Here is a 15,216-nt window from a genome sequence, read left to right as displayed (position 1 = left end):
TAAATAAAACGGCGATTTTACAAAAATCTCTCTAAATTTACGCTTTTAAAGCCGCTACGAACGCCCTAATCTCCGCTTCTTGCAGCCTCTCAATCTCCTTGCCGATCGCAGCGCCGCGCAGATTGCGAGCGACATCCGCGGCGCAAACCAAGCTTTTAAATTTCTTATCCCAAATCCCAAGCCGCTTTGATGCTTGCACCCTACCTTTACAATATAGCCCGAGCCACTGCTTAAGCGGCATTTTTAGAGCGATTTTACATAGTCGCTCGTCGCTCACCCGCTTAAAAAACGGCTCGCTAAGTAGCCTTTTATAAAGAGAATTTAGCCCTAAATTTTTCAAAATTTTATCTTTATCTAATCCTAAAAAATTCAAAAACGCATATAAAAAAAACATTTCATTTCGCACGAAAGATTCGCCACGCTCTATGAATTTTATCAGCCGCTCATGCGTACGCGTATCAATCCGCAATCCAAAAACCCGCTCGTAAAGCCCTAGTTCTTGCATTAGCATCATTCCGTATCGGTGCGTAGGTGCACGGAAAAATTTAATCAGCTCTGCTTTAATGCGCTCGCAACTAAGATCGCTAGCGTCGATACTACGCATGAGCTCTAAGGTGCGAGGCTCGGCGCAAAGCTCAAATCTCGCGGCAAACTGCACCGCGCGATACACGCGCAAGCTATCCTCCACAAAAGTGTGCGGATCAACCACTCGCAAAATCCTCGCATGCAAATCCGCAAGCCCGCCGTAAAAATCGAGCACTTTACCGCTTATAGCGTCTATCATCATCGCATTGATCGTAAAATCGCGCCGCCTGCTAGCCTCATGTTCGTCCGTAGCCAAAGCGACACTGAAGCCCTTGTGTCCGATGCCCGTCTTGCTCTCGGTGCGCGGCAGCGAAACATCGAAATTTTTATATTTATAGACGAAGTAACTCTTGCCGACGCCCTGTGCGCCGAAGTCTTGCATAATTTGCTCGAAGCGGTGCGGATCCACATCGTAAAGCTCCACATCCACATCAGCGCTCGCCCGCCCCAAAAAATGATCGCGCACGCAGCCGCCTACCAGATATATGCGTGAGCTAAATTTTTTAAGATAATCTAAAAGCGCGATGAAATCGTCATTTTGATAGATTTTCAAGTCGGTTTTCGATACTTGCAAGCAAAAATTCCATAAATTTTAAATTTAGCTCCACACGCGCGTTCAAATCGCCCTTCTCAAAAGCGTTCAGCCCCTCAAAAAGCACTAAAATTCGCTCTTTTATCGCGCTCAAAAACTCCGCCTCGCTTGAAATTTTAAAATCTGCATTTGCGAGATATTTTGATTTGTAGCCCGCTTGAGGTTGTCTCGCAGCCCCGAAATGTCGCACTGCTTCAGGATGGCACGTGGCGGAATTTTTAGCACCAGAAGAAACAAAACTTCCCGCTTGCATATCCTGCGCGGCAGAATTACAAAGCTGCGGCGTGGCAAGCTCATCGTCTCGCGCCTCAGGCATAGTAAAATTCTGTGGCTGCGAAACGAAATTTTGCTGGCGCGCGGCAACATTGCGGATATTTAGCGCGGCGGAATTTTGAGCTTGAAGTGACGCTAAATCCTGCTTTTTAGAATGCGCTGTGCTGAAATAATCGTCAACTTCGTTTTCTTTGAAATCAGAGCCAGGCCCAAAATCGTCATTGCTTAGCTCCTTAAAATGCGCGCCTAAAATACGAGGCGTCAAATCTTGCTTACTTTGGGAGTCGTCATTCGTAGAATTTAGCGCTAATTCAAAATCTTTACTTTCGGCAGAGCTTTGCGCTATGCTTGCGTCCCTGCTTTGCGGCGAAGCAAACCCATTCATATCGCTACCTAAACTATCGTAAATTTCACCTGCGATGCCTGATAAATCACGCAAGCTTTCGTCAAATTTTGCGGCGGAGCTTTTTAAAATTTCATCGTTTATAAAGGTTGAATTTGTGGAATTTTTGCCACTTGCAGAAATGGAATTTATAAAATTTCCTCCATTTAAAGAGACGGAAACCACGGAATTTTGACCGCCTGCAAGATCAGAATTTTTAAAATTCTCCTCGCTGGAAAAAGTAAAATTTTCATCTTTTGCGGCAGATTTTTTTAAAGTAGCGTCCGCTGCAAATTTCACGCTGCTAGACGCAGAGCTCTTACTCGCCATGGAACTTGAACGATAACGATCTAGGGCGGAATTTAAAGCGTCCGATGAAACAAAGCGCGAAGTGGAATTTTTAGTATCTAAGGAAGTGAAATTTTGCGCATTTGATGAAGCGATATTCGGTGCAGATGTAGAATTTAAGGCATCAGGTGCAATGGGATCTGGCGTAAAAGAAGCGGGGCTTAAAGCATCCTGCGCTTCTGCTTCAGCGCTGTTTGCATTTGCAGCCCCCTCTTGCTGCGCCACCAAATCTTGCGCGCGCCTTTGTGCTTTCATCTCATTTACTGCTTCGATGATATCTTCCAGTTCATTTTCATACATCAATTAGCCACCTCTTAAATTCTGCTTGTTTGCGCGCATCGACGCTTAAAAAGCGCTCCAGCATCGCCATATTGACGCCCGAGCTTACCCGATGATTTAAATTTAGCCGCGCAAAAAGCACCGCCGCATCGCCATCTTGCGGATTATCGCGTAAAATACCGCGGCAAATCCGCATTGCGCCGTAGACATCGCCTTTTTTCTCAAGCTCCATAGCGTATGCTAGCGCGCCATTCAAAGCTAGCTCCTAAGCCTTAGCCGCGTAATCTGCGATGATTGAGCCGATCTCTGCAGTCGAGCAAATTTCTTTGGCATCGTACTGCGCGATGTCCTTGGTGCGGTATCCGTAGCGAAGCACGGCTCGTACGGCAAGCTCGATCGCTTCTGCCGCTTCATTCTCGCCGAATGCGTATTTCAGCATCATTGCAGCACTTAAGATCGTAGCGATCGGATTTGCGATCCCCTGCCCCGCGATGTCGGGCGCGCTGCCGTGGATCGGCTCGTAAATTCCTACCTTACCGCCGATACTTGCACTCGGAAGCAGCCCGATCGAGCCGCAGATCATGCTCGCCTCATCGCTTAAAATATCGCCGAACAAATTCTCCGTTAAAATCACATCAAACTGCGCAGGCGCCCGTACGAGCTGCATCGCAGCGTTATCGACGTACATAAACTCCAAATTTATCCCCGCATAATTTTTCGCTAGCTCGCTTACGACCTCGCGCCACAGCTGGCTTGTTTCAAGCACGTTGGCCTTATCCACGAGCGTTATCTTTTTATTGCGCAAAAGCGCGGCCTCAAACGCGACCTTAGCCACGCGCTCGATCTCAGAGACGTTGTAGCACATCGTATTTAGCGCGTCCTTTTCGTTTTTAACGCGCGGCTGCCCGAAATAAATCCCGCCCGTAAGCTCGCGCACCACCATTATATCGACGCCTTTGATGATCTCCGGCTTTAGCGTCGAAGCGTTTATCAGCTCATCAAAAATCATCGCAGGACGCAGATTTGCAAACGCTCCAAGCTCTTTGCGAATTTTTAGCAGTCCGCTTTCCGGGCGCAGTTCGCGCGGCAGGCCGTCCCATTTAGCGCCGCCGATCGCACCAAAAAGCACCGCATCGCTCGATTTAGCGGTATTTAGCGTCTCATCTGGAAGCGGAACGCCCATAATATCGATCGCCGCGCCGCCCATCAAGCGGTAGTCAAAATTTAGCTCGAAATTAAATTTATGGCTTACGGCATCGAGCACCTTGATCGCTTCTTCGATGATCTCAGGACCGATTCCGTCGCCTTTTATCACGCATACGTCGTATTTTTTCATCCAAATTCCTTACAAGTTTATCTTTGTTTTTGCGTAATTTATCGCTCCGCCCGCGTCGAGTAGCTTTTGCATAAACTCGGGTATCGCGCCGAATTTATACTGAGTTTTTTGGGTTAAATTTTTAATTACGCCGCCCTTTAGATCGATGCTAAGCTCGTCGCCCTGCGCGATCTTATCCGTCTCGTCGCATTCGAGGATCAAAAAGCCCGTGTTGAAGCTGTTTCGATAAAAAATCCTAGCGAAGTTTTTTGCGATCACGCATGAAATCCCGGCGGCCTTAAGCGCCATCGGAGCGTGCTCTCGCGAGCTGCCGCAGCCGAAATTTTTCCCCGCTACGATGATGTCGCCGCGAGCTATTTTGGACGAAAAATCCCTGTCCGCATCCTCCATAATGTGCGTCGCAAGCACCGCCGCATCGGAGGTATTTAGGTAGCGCGCCGCGATAATAATGTCGGTGTCGATATCATCGCCGAATTTCCATACTTTTGCCATATTTCCGCCTTAAATTTTAAAATAGATGCACGATTTTACCGACAAATTTATTAAAATCCGCTCAATCGCTCCGATGTGAGGGCGGAATTCCTCGCTTAAAATTTGGGGCTAAATTTAAGCGCAAGGGCGCAAAGATAGGAAGTTTAGAGGCGTTAAATTTTAAATCGGCGGCGTAAAGGGCGGAATTTCGGCGCGCTAATTTTCGTCTTGCGAACGCGGAATTTTAGCGGGTAGTCTTAAATTTAGCTAAAAATATAACCTAAATTTTAAAATTTAGCCTAGTTTCTAGAATTTCAAAAATTATTGAATTTAGATAGTTTGCACCGCATATAAGCAAAAATAAAGAGCGTTTCGGTATAATCCAATTTTCCAAAACCAAATACACAACGACACAAGGAGATTTTATGGCGAGCCCAAAAGACGCCTTAAGCCCCATCGAGCAATTTTTCGACGATAATCAAAAAAGCTACATCACCTACGAAAGACTGATAAAATTTTTCGATAAAGCCCCCACCGCGACGGCCGTTAAGAAAGTCGAAGCGCTTACGAAAAAATTTGACGTCGAGCTGATCTCCGCCGCAGAAATCTCCAAAATCAAAAATTTAGAGGACGCGAAACTCAAAGAAGCCACGCAAAAAAAGCTACTGGACGAGGGCTGGGACGAGGAGTTTGACCTATCCAGCGACGTTGAGCTTTTGGAGTGGAGCCGTTCGGACAGCCCTGTGCGGATGTATCTGCGCGAAATGGGACAGATCCCGCTGCTAACCAAAGAAGAGGAGATCGAGATCAGCAAAAAAATCGAGCTCGGCGAGGACATCATCATCGACGCGTTTTGCTCGGTGCCGTACTTAATAGACTTCATTTTAGACTATAAAGAGCCGCTTATCAACCGCGAGCGCCGCGTAAAGGAGCTTTTCAAAAGCTTTGACGACAGCGACGAAGAGGGTGAAGAGGAGGACGAAGAGGAGTTGTCGGAGGATGATTACGATGATGAGGAGGATGAGGAGAGCGCGGACGAGGCGAAGCAAAGGCGATCCAAAAAGAACGATAAGCGCGCTCTAAAGGTCATCGAAAGCTTCAAGGCTCTTGAAAAAGCAAAAAAAGACTGGATGAAATTTGCCGAGAAAAACGCCGAAGCGATTAAGCAGAGCAAAGGAATTTTATCGAAGCTGAACTTGGCGTTTAAAAAGAAAATTTTAAAAGAAAAACTCATGGATCTGGGTCCAACCAGCAAGCTCATCACCGAGATCGTAAAATCGATGGAGACCGCGCTAAAAAGCGACGAGGGCTTTGAAAAGGAGCTCAAACGCTTAGAGTACAAGCTGCCGATGTTTAGCGCCGAACTGCGCGAAAATCACAAAAAAATCCTAAAAGATATCACAAAGCTTAGCAAAGACGACATCATCGCGCGCGTGCCGGAAGCTACGATGGTCTCGACCTACGTCGATATAAAAAAGCTCTTTTTGACAAAAGAAGCGAGCAAAAAAAGCTTTAATCTCGAACCCGAGCGGCTGAAAGAAATTTTAGAGCAGATCAAGCGCGGCAAGCGCATCAGCGACAATGCAAAGGCACGCATGGCGAAGTCCAACCTGCGCCTGGTCGTCTCCATCGCCAAGCGCTACACCAACCGCGGACTGCCGTTTTTAGACCTCATCCAGGAGGGCAATATCGGGCTTATGAAGGCGGTGGATAAATTTGAATACAAGCGCGGATATAAATTTTCGACCTACGCGACGTGGTGGATCCGCCAAGCGATATCGCGCGCCATCGCCGATCAAGCGCGCACGATCCGCATCCCGATCCATATGATCGAGACGATAAATCGAATTAATAAAATCACGCGCAAATATATGCAAGAAGGCGGCAAGGAGCCCGATATCAACGTCATCGCGCAAGAGGTAGGCCTTAGCGTCGATAAGGTAAAGCAGGTCATCAAAATCACAAAGGAGCCGATCAGCCTAGAAGCGCCGATCGGAAACGAGGACGACGGCAAATTCGGCGATTTCGTCGAAGACAAAAGCTCGGTTTCGCCGATCGAGCAAATTTTAAAATCCGACCTAAAAGAGCAGATCAACGACATCTTAGAGCAACTCAACGACCGCGAGCGCACGGTGATCCGCATGCGATTCGGATTGCTTGACGACGAGAGCGACCGCACGCTTGAAGAGATCGGTAAGGAGCTCAATATCACTCGCGAGCGCGTCCGCCAGATCGAAAGCTCGGCGATCAAAAAGCTAAAGCACCCAAAGATCGGCCGCAAACTCAAAACCTATATCGAGAGCTAGAGCAAAACGCCGATATAATTTACTCTTTGAACGCCCGGCAAATTTAAAATTCATTAGATAGCTGGGCTTTGGCGTCGGTATGATTGATTTTAAAAACACGACAAAAATTTAAATCCGCTAATATCCAAGCTGGAATCGTCAATAATGTATTTTTCAGCCTAAATTTTATCAGGCGGAGCACAAATCAAGGCATAGTAAAATGTAGCAGTGCTTTGAATACCGATTTTGAGATGCTTAAGGTTTAAAGTCCGTAAGTTTCAAACTCCAACAGAGTAAATTTACACATTGCCGAATGGACGCACTCCATGGGTGATAGCCAGTTTCAAACCTCATCGGAGATAATTTACACTTTGCTTGGCAGATAAGCTCAAGCAATTTTTTTTCATCTGAGTTTCAAACTCCAGTGGAGGGAATTTACACGTTATTTCGATTTTGCTGATGCTTTTATTTACGATGGTTTCAAACTCCAGTGGAGAGAATTTACTCGCTCCTCAAGGAGTGCGTAGATGTGGGGGATCGAGTTTCAAACTCCAGCGGAGGAAATTTACACCCAAGCTTTCATTAAAGCTAGAGCAACTTTACGAGTGTTTCAAACTCCAACGGAGAAATTTACACGGTGAAGCTTTTGCTCAAACTAATAATCCAACTTGTTTCAAACTCCAACGGAGAAATTTACACATGGCTAGAATGAATAGATGGTTCTTAGGTGTTCCGTTTCAAACTCCAACGGAGAAATTTACACCAGGATTTTTTTAACGAAAATCAAGGGCAGAAGTTGTTTCAAACTCCAACGGAGAAATTTACACCAAGCTACGCAAGCAGCGCGAGGAGCTTGAATACGGTTTCAAACTCCAACGGAGAAATTTACACTCACAAACATTTACAGTATCACCAGACTCAACTAAGTTTCAAACTCCAACGGAGAAATTTACACTACGATGTCTATGTGAATTATCTTAACTCAAACTGTTTCAAACTCCAACGGAGAAATTTACACTATGTTCGGATAGCATAGATAGCAAAATTTACAGCTCCGTTTCAAACTCCAACGGAGAAATTTACACAGATCATTCTAAGCGTCTTTACTCGCACCGACAAGTTTCAAACTCCAACGGAGAAATTTACACTAGCCACGATGCTAGCGCAGGAGTTTTGTCTGATAGTTTCAAACTCCAACGGAGAAATTTACACCTGGATCTATTTGCGAAATGAGCGAAGCAGAAATTTGTTTCAAACTCCAACGGAGAAATTTACACAGCGTTAGAAATTCTATTTTTCCAGGCTATGAATATTGAAGTTTATATTCCTGCTCCTTAAATTTAGATAAATGGCAAAAGCAGTTTAAAATAAAACGCCGTATTTGCGGTGTTTTGCAAATCTTAGCCAAAGCTTCATCTGCGTATTTATAAAATTCCGACTAAAACCAGGTAGCACGATTTAACGGCACAAAAGCCGCCGCCGTTTCGGCGTGCAATCATTCCGCCTCGCACCATCTAGCTGGTTTACTGCGCGCCGACAAACCGGCACTCGGTACCGGCAAGCTTTGGCACACGCTCAATCGCATCCCGCCGCCATACTGCCGTACTCGCAATCGCAGCACCCATAAATTTGCCGCATTGCCGTGCTGGCAACTGCAATACTATCTAAATTTACCGCTCCGCCGTGCCGTCTCGCTTAAAATTTACCTTCTGTAGCCAAGGGTGTGCTGGATAACACGACGTCGGTATTTTTGTCTTGCTCTAAATTTACCTTCCGTAGCACCGCTAAATTTAGCCGCGCCGCAAGCTGCGCTTTCTAAGATAGCTGTAAATCCAAGCTCCAAGCACCAAAACCGCCCCAAGGCAATACATATAAAATGCAGCGCCGTTTTCATACTCCACATCCTGCGCGGTAAAGACCTGCTGCGACATTTCGGGGTTTCGCGCCGCCTCGTCCGCGATCTGAGCCATCACCTTATCATCATGCACGCCAAGCGTGATCTTTCGCAGCTCGATGAAATTCGTCCGCTTATCCAGATGCCTGCCGCTGCGACCCGTGACGTAAACGCTATGCGAATAGAAATTTAGATAGTAAAATCCCGCGTCGTCTTTAAAAAGCTTTTCCGAGATCTGCCGCACGGCGCCCTTAAACGGATTGTCGCCCGCCCTTTTTAGCGCGCTTAGCCTACTGCCATCTGCGCCAAATTTATAATAAACGTACCAAAATGCGTCCTTGAGCCAGCCTTCGGTACCGCTAGCGCGCGGGCGATTTAAAATTTTATCCTTGCTTAGATAAAATATGCCGTTTTTGCTCGCAAACAGCATGTATTCCTGATGCCCGCTCTGAAAATTTAGCGGCGTATAGGGCTCGTTTGCAGCTTCAAACCTCTCGCCATCCATAAACACCGCGCCCGTAGCGGGATCATAAAGAAACTCTATGCCGGCGTTTGGCTCCGCGAGATACATCTGCTCGCTAGGCGTGAAATTTAGCCTCTCGCCGCCCTTATAAACGCTGCGTCCGTCGCTCAGCCACCGATCGGCCGGGCGAAAGTGCGCGGGCAGCTCGGAGCCGTCTTCGTATATGATTTTTCGCCTTATCTGTTTTAGATTTTTTACGTCCGCGCCCTCTAAAATTTTACCCTCGTAAAATACTCGCTCGCCGTCTGTGGCCACATAAGGGCTCTCGGTCAGTGGCGAGATAGGCGCGCTAGTATCAAGTCTAGCGTATGGGTAGTTGTACTCCTGCGGCCATTTTGAGAGCCCGAACGCATGTAAAAACACTTTATAAATGTAGCTTATTGCGCCGCCCGTGCGCTGCGTGACGTCCGAGCAGAAGTAGCTCACGCGTCCGTCGCTGTAGTAGCGGGAGCCGATCTTTTGCGTGCGCGCGGGATCCAGTCCCGACATCTTGCGAGCGCCGCAAAATACGCTACTAGCGTCCATACCGACGTTTGTGTAGGAGTATCTGCCGGTATCAAGCGCGCGAAAGCTCGCCGCGTCCGCGCCGCCCTCCAGCTCGTAAGGAGCGAGATTCCAAGAGCGTAGATAAATTTTACCGCCGATGTTGTAGTAATCACTGCTGCCGATCCTTTGCGCGTCCGCGGGCAGCTCGCGCGAGCGGTCATACACCGATAGCTCATAGATGAAAACGAGCGAGACGAAGAGCGGCACGAAAAGTACCGCAAAGAGTAGCTTTAGCGCCTTTTTATCAAATTTGCTTAAATTATTCGCCTTTTTCATAAGGCAATTATATATCTTGCCAGTTTAAAACGTTAGAAATTTAAAAGCGTTTGCAGGGAAATTTTAAAATTTAGGTGCGGTAAATTTGGCGGCGAAAAGCCGCAGGTAAATTTACAAAGCCCCATCAAATTTGACGCCAAAACCTCAGCTCAAATTTACCCGCACCCGCGGAACTACGCAAGCTCCGCGCAAATTTAACTTAGTACCCCTCAAAATGCTTGGTCTTTGGCAGCACCAAATTTAGCGTAATGCCGATGAGCGCACCAAGTCCCACGCCGCTAAAGCTCATCGCGCCAAAATCCAGCACCATGCCGCCGATCGCGCAGACGAAGATGAGCGCGACGATGATCATATTGCGCGGCTCGGCTAGATCCACGCCGTTTTTGATCAGAGTCTCCATGCCCACGCTGGCGATGATACCGAAAAGCAGCAGCATAATGCCGCCGATGACGGGAGCTGGGATCGTGGAGAGCGCGGCGCCGAGCTTGCCCACGAAGGCTAGCAGTATCGCAGTAAGCGCGGCAAAGGTCATGATAGCGGGATTATAGGCCTTCGTGATGCTGACCGCGCCCGTGACTTCGGAGTAGGTGGTGTTCGGCGGACCGCCGAAGCAGCCTGCTAGCGACGTCGCGAGTCCGTCGCCCAGAAGAGTGCTTTTAAGCCCCGGATTTTTTAGGAAATTTTCCTTCGTGACGTTGCTGATCGCAAGCATATCGCCGATGTGCTCGATCGCGGGCGCGATAGCGATAGGCACCATGTAAATTACCGCTTCTAGCTTAAAAACTGGCGCGGTGAAGCTCGGAACTGCAAACCACGGCGCGTTTAAAATCGGCGTAAAATCCACGATCCCGACAAACAGCGACGCGCAGTATCCCGCCGCGATGCCGCAAAGTATCGGCACGAGGCGCAGCATGCCGCGGCCAAACATCATAACGACGATAACCGCTGAGAGCGAGATGAGCGCGATAGTAAGCGACTGCCCCTGCGTATATAGCGCCTCTTTGCCCTTGCCCATGACCATATTTACGGCTGCGGGCGAGAGGATGAGGCCGATCGTCATGATGACTGGTCCCACGACCACGGGCGGTAAAATTTTATGCAAAAAGCCCTCGCCTTTTAGCCTAATAAGCAGGCTTAGAACCACATAAAAAAGTCCCGCCGCGATCACCCCGCTCATAGTCGCGGCAATGCCCCACTCTTTCACACCAAAGCTAAGCGGCGCGATGAACGCGAAACTAGACGCGAGAAAGATCGGCGGGACGTGTTTACGCGTGATGAGCTGAAACAAAAGCGTGCCGATACCCGCCGTAAACAGCGCCACGGACGTATCAAGCCCCGTCAAAATCGGCACCAGCACGAGTGCGCCGAACGCGACGAATAGAAACTGCACGCCGACGAGAGCGTCGCGTAGCCTGAGATTGTAGCCTTCGTATTTTTCCATCTTCTCCTCTTTTATCTTTGCGGCTCATCTCGCGAGCGTCTTTAACGGAGCTAGCAAAAATTTAGCTTGATAGGCTATATGCCTTATCTTCGCTAAATTTTTACGTCGCAACCCTTAAATCCATCTCGCGATCCTTCGCCTTGGCTCCTGTATTAAAATTTATAATACACCGACATTCTGTAAAATTTAACTTGCTGCAGTCGCGGACGAATAACCCGCTCCTTTGCAAGCACTGAAAATTTATCGAAACTACACATCATCTGTATTGAATATTTTCAAAATTTATGCCTTTCCGCCTCGTCTAAAGAAAAAATACCACGCCTTAATTTTTAAATCTGACACATCAAAAATTTTGACCTACCCGGTTGCAGACGAGCAGTCCGCTCCACTCTCCGCTGCCAACCACCGACGGCTGCAAGCAGAACGAAGCAGTAGCGCTTCCAAACTACCTGCGATCCACCTTAATATTTTAAAATTTTAGCCTCTTTTTAAAATTTTACGACCTTGCTTTAAAATTTCGCGCTCAAGCTTAAAACTAAATTTCAAATCAAAGCCGCGTAAACAGATCCAAACAAACAACGACCAAAATTCGCAAACCAGCAACTAAATTTCACAAACATAGCGGATAAATCAAAACCTATGCAAGCCGAATCCGCCACTAAAATTTAGCGAGAGAATTCCGTCGTACGGCTATTTTTTGCGCAGCAGGTCCTTTAGGCTCGCCCTTACATCCTTGCCACGCAGAATTTGCGCGACCTCGGTAGCGATCGGAGCGTAGATCTTGTGCTTTGCCGCGATATTTACGACCGCTTCGGTCGTAGCCACACCCTCGGCGACCTCGCCCAACTCGCGCAGAATTTCTTCGAGCCCTTTGCCGCGCGCAAGCCCTAGTCCCACGCGGTAGTTTCGCGATAGCGCACTCGAGGCAGTCAAAAACAGATCGCCCACGCCACTTAAGCCCAAAAAGGTCTCGTCCCGCGCACCGAAAAACTTGCCGAAGCGCGCGATCTCTACGATGCCGCGCGCGATCAAGCTCGCTCTAGCGTTATTGCCGAGCTCGAGCCCATCGCAAACGCCGCTAGCGATGGCGATGACATTTTTATACGCGCCACACACCTCTGCGCCGATGATATCGCCACTCGTATAGGTCTTGATGTAGGCAGGGAAGGCACTTGCGAAAAGTTCGGCTAGATTTTCGTTACACGAGCTTACGACGAGCGCGCAAGGCAGCTTCTGCATGACTTCAGTGGCAAACGACGGACCTGATAGATAAACGAGATTGCCGCGCGCGACATACGATTCAAAAATTTCGTTTAAAAACCTACCGCTTGCCGCGTCGATACCCTTGGAGGCGACTAGAATTTTTTGATTTTTGTAGGTGAAATTTTGATCCAGCCACTGCGCGGTTTGTTGTGCCGCGAGCGCAAAAACGAGCGCTTCGCACTCCAGAGCCTCGCTCACGCTTACAAAATGCGGAATTTGCCTTGGCGTGCGCGAAGTGATGACACATTCGTTTTTCGCGCTAAGCGCGTCAAAAAGCGCGCTACCCCATTTGCCCGCGCCGATAACCGCGATTTTCATTATGTTCCTTTTTAAAAATTTATTCACAAATTTGCGGTTTTTCAAATTTCATTCTATTGAAATTCCCGCTCTTTGAAAATTTAGCCCAAAAGCGCCTACATGAGCCTGTGCAAACGCTAGCCGAAGCCACGCTTTAAAATTCACTTTTTGAAATTTTATCTCGTTAAAATTTCGTCTCGTTAAAATTCTGCGCTTTTGAAATTTACTCAGCAAAAACTTCGCTTTTTAAAATTTACCTCGCTAAAATTTCATACTTTTAAGGTTTTGCTCTTCCGCCAAAAAACACTTTCACAAAAGGCACGGCAGTGAACGAATGAGGATTTTGAAACTCCATTATACGTTTTAAATTTCACTCACGCATCGCCGAGGCAAATCAAATTTTTAAAAATTTTACTCAGACGCTTAAGCGCAAATCGCGCTTTTAAATCCGCTTAAATCTATCAAGGCGTGCTTTGAGCCTAGATGATCTTGCGGTCGCTCGCCACGTTATCGTTTGGCGCACGGTTTGGGGCACGCGCATCCGACGCAGCGATTGATTAAATTTAGCCTACACATTGGCTTGCCACTAAAATTCGACCCTGCGTATTCGATCCTATCCGCGCACCCCGAGCTTCCGTTCTCGCTCTCGCAAACAGAGCAATTTTACGCATTCCCTGAGAGCTTTGCCGCGCTTTGACGATAGCCGTAAGTAAAATTCCTAACGGGTGCCTTCTTAAATCCCTCCGTCGCAGACCGACACTTGATGCAAACGGCCCGCACGAGAAAAAACGAACTCAAAAGAACAAAACGTGTGCGAGGCAGAGCGGATAGCCGCCGAGATCGCGCCGAATGAAATTATAACACGCAAAAGCCTTCGCCATTGGCGCGTGAAAGCTTTAGCTCGAAGCAAAACGCCGCGAGCGGATTTAAAATTTTACCCCAGAGGCTTTATCTATCGCATGCTCCCCGCCGCCTTTAATTCGCCGCCGCAGAAGCTGCGAAATCAGCCTAGCTTCTGTTTCAGAAGCTCGTTTACTTTCGCGGGGTTAAACGCGCCCTTGCCCTCTTTCATCACTTGGCCTACGAAGAAGCCGAATAGCTTGTCCTTGCCGCCGCGATAGTCCGCGACCTTGTCTTCGTTCGCGCCCATCACGCGCGCTATGATCTGCAAAATCGCGCCGTCGTCGCTTACCTGCCTCAAGCCAAGCTTATCGATGACCGAGCTTACGGCCTCGTCGTGCTCCATTAGATAATCAAGCACCTCTTTGGCGGCCTTTTGAGATACGGCGCCGCCTTCGATCGCGCTTAAAAGCTCGCTCATCTTCGCGCTACCTACGGGCGAATCCTCAATCGTAACGCCGTTTTTGAGCCTGCCCGCAAGCTCGACGGTAAGCCAGCTGACGCAGAGTTTGGGCTCGTGCCCCGCCGCGATCAGATCCTCAAAAAATCGCGCGTTTTCGTAGGTCGAGATTATGATCTCGGCATCCTTCTCTTTAACGCCCAGCTCGCAGACGTAGCGGGCCTTTTTCTGATCCGGCAGCTCGGGGATATGCTGCGCAGCAGCCAGCATCTCGTCATCCACGATCACGGTTAGCAGGTCAGGATCGGGGAAGTAGCGGTACTCGGCGCTGTCTTCTTTACTACGCATCGGTTTGGTGATAAACTTAGCGGTGTCGAAAAGGCGGGTTTCTTGCACGACCTCTTGATCATATTTGCCGTCCTGCCACGCTTCGATCTGACGCTCAATCTCGAACTCGATCGCCTTTTGGATAAATTTAAAGGAGTTTAAATTTTTAATCTCCACGCGCGTGTAGAGCTTTTGCTCGCCTTGCGGACGGATACTGACGTTTACGTCGCAGCGAAACGAGCCTTCTTGCATATTTGCGTCGCTGATATTTAAAAAGCGCAAAATGCTGTGGAGTTTTTTTAGATACGCGACCGCCTCGTCCGCAGAGCGCATATCGGGCTCGCTTACGATCTCCAAAAGCGGCGTGCCGGCGCGGTTTAGATCGACCAGGCTGCGCGAGCTTTCGTGGTTATTCTTGCCCGCATCCTCCTCTAGGTGCGCGCGCGTAATGCCGATGCGCTTGCTCTGTCCGTCCGCGGCTATGAAAAGCTCGCCGTGCTCGACGATCGGGATCGTCCACTGCGAAATTTGATACGCCTTGGGGAGGTCGGGATAGAAGTAGTTTTTGCGGTCGAATACCGACTTGCGATTGATCGTCGCATTGACGGCGGTGCCGAAGCTGATAGCTTTTTTAACCGCTTCCTCGTTTAGCACGGGAAGAGCGCCCGGAAGCGCTAGGCAGGTCGGGCAGACGTGCGAATTCGCCTCGTCGCCGAAGCTCGTGGGGCAGGAGCAGAAAATTTTGGTTTTGGTATTTAGCTGGCAGTGTACCTCTAGGCCGATCACGGTTTCAAACAT

10 protein-coding genes and 1 CRISPR repeat array are annotated in these 15,216 nt (G+C 48.5%); of the genes, 1 reads left to right on the top strand and 9 read right to left on the bottom strand.

Features of this window, described 5'->3' with window-relative positions:
* Positions 1–37: 37 nt before the first annotated feature.
* The 5 genes from Q0198_RS05975 to Q0198_RS05955 are packed head-to-tail and all read right to left on the bottom strand — an operon-like array spanning position 38 to position 4,287.
* A complete protein-coding gene (locus tag Q0198_RS05975) occupies positions 38–1,159 on the bottom strand; it encodes a CCA tRNA nucleotidyltransferase (RefSeq protein ID WP_297896085.1) in 1,122 nt (373 codons plus the stop codon).
* Positions 1,119–2,480, bottom strand: coding sequence for a hypothetical protein (locus tag Q0198_RS05970; protein WP_297896083.1), 1,362 nt, complete (start codon positions 2,478–2,480; stop codon positions 1,119–1,121). The genes Q0198_RS05975 and Q0198_RS05970 overlap by 41 nt, the downstream gene beginning before the upstream one ends.
* Complete coding sequence (locus Q0198_RS05965; RefSeq protein WP_297896081.1) at positions 2,473–2,715, bottom strand: hypothetical protein; 243 nt, start codon at positions 2,713–2,715, stop codon at positions 2,473–2,475. Before Q0198_RS05965 ends, Q0198_RS05970 begins: the two co-directional genes overlap by 8 nt.
* 9 nt (positions 2,716–2,724) lie before the next feature.
* Entirely contained in the window at positions 2,725–3,795 is a 1,071-nt protein-coding gene (leuB, locus tag Q0198_RS05960) for a 3-isopropylmalate dehydrogenase (protein ID WP_297896079.1), read from the bottom strand.
* Positions 3,796–3,804: 9 nt separating this feature from the next.
* Positions 3,805–4,287, bottom strand: a complete 483-nt coding sequence (locus Q0198_RS05955) for a 3-isopropylmalate dehydratase small subunit (protein ID WP_291937702.1) — start codon at positions 4,285–4,287, stop codon at positions 3,805–3,807.
* A gap of 404 nt (positions 4,288–4,691) precedes the next feature.
* On the opposite strand from Q0198_RS05955, the gene rpoD reads away from it, so the two are divergent.
* Positions 4,692–6,572, top strand: coding sequence for an RNA polymerase sigma factor RpoD (gene rpoD / locus Q0198_RS05950; RefSeq protein WP_297896077.1), 1,881 nt, complete (start codon positions 4,692–4,694; stop codon positions 6,570–6,572).
* A 256-nt stretch (positions 6,573–6,828) separates the two neighbouring features.
* Positions 6,829–7,828: direct repeats of the CRISPR family, unit length 29 nt; unit sequence GTTTCAAACTCCAACGGAGAAATTTACAC.
* A gap of 513 nt (positions 7,829–8,341) precedes the next feature.
* On the opposite strand, the gene Q0198_RS05945 is transcribed toward rpoD, so the two are convergent.
* From Q0198_RS05945 to gatB, 4 genes are all read right to left on the bottom strand, one after another.
* Positions 8,342–9,790 carry a DKNYY domain-containing protein gene (locus tag Q0198_RS05945; RefSeq protein WP_297896075.1) on the bottom strand — a complete coding sequence of 483 codons (1,449 nt, stop codon included), beginning with the start codon at positions 9,788–9,790 and terminating at the stop codon, positions 8,342–8,344.
* A 199-nt stretch (positions 9,791–9,989) separates the two neighbouring features.
* Positions 9,990–11,231, bottom strand: coding sequence for a uracil-xanthine permease family protein (locus Q0198_RS05940; protein ID WP_297896073.1), 1,242 nt, complete (start codon positions 11,229–11,231; stop codon positions 9,990–9,992).
* A gap of 690 nt (positions 11,232–11,921) precedes the next feature.
* Positions 11,922–12,815 carry an NAD(P)H-dependent glycerol-3-phosphate dehydrogenase gene (locus Q0198_RS05935; protein ID WP_297896132.1) on the bottom strand — a complete coding sequence of 298 codons (894 nt, stop codon included), beginning with the start codon at positions 12,813–12,815 and terminating at the stop codon, positions 11,922–11,924.
* A 979-nt stretch (positions 12,816–13,794) separates the two neighbouring features.
* Entirely contained in the window at positions 13,795–15,216 is a 1,422-nt protein-coding gene (gene gatB, locus Q0198_RS05930) for an Asp-tRNA(Asn)/Glu-tRNA(Gln) amidotransferase subunit GatB (RefSeq protein WP_297896071.1), read from the bottom strand.

This window comes from uncultured Campylobacter sp., assembly GCF_938045205.1.
In the GTDB taxonomy this organism is placed as follows: Bacteria; Campylobacterota; Campylobacteria; order Campylobacterales; family Campylobacteraceae; genus Campylobacter_B.
This window is presented reverse-complemented; position numbering and strand designations above follow the sequence as displayed.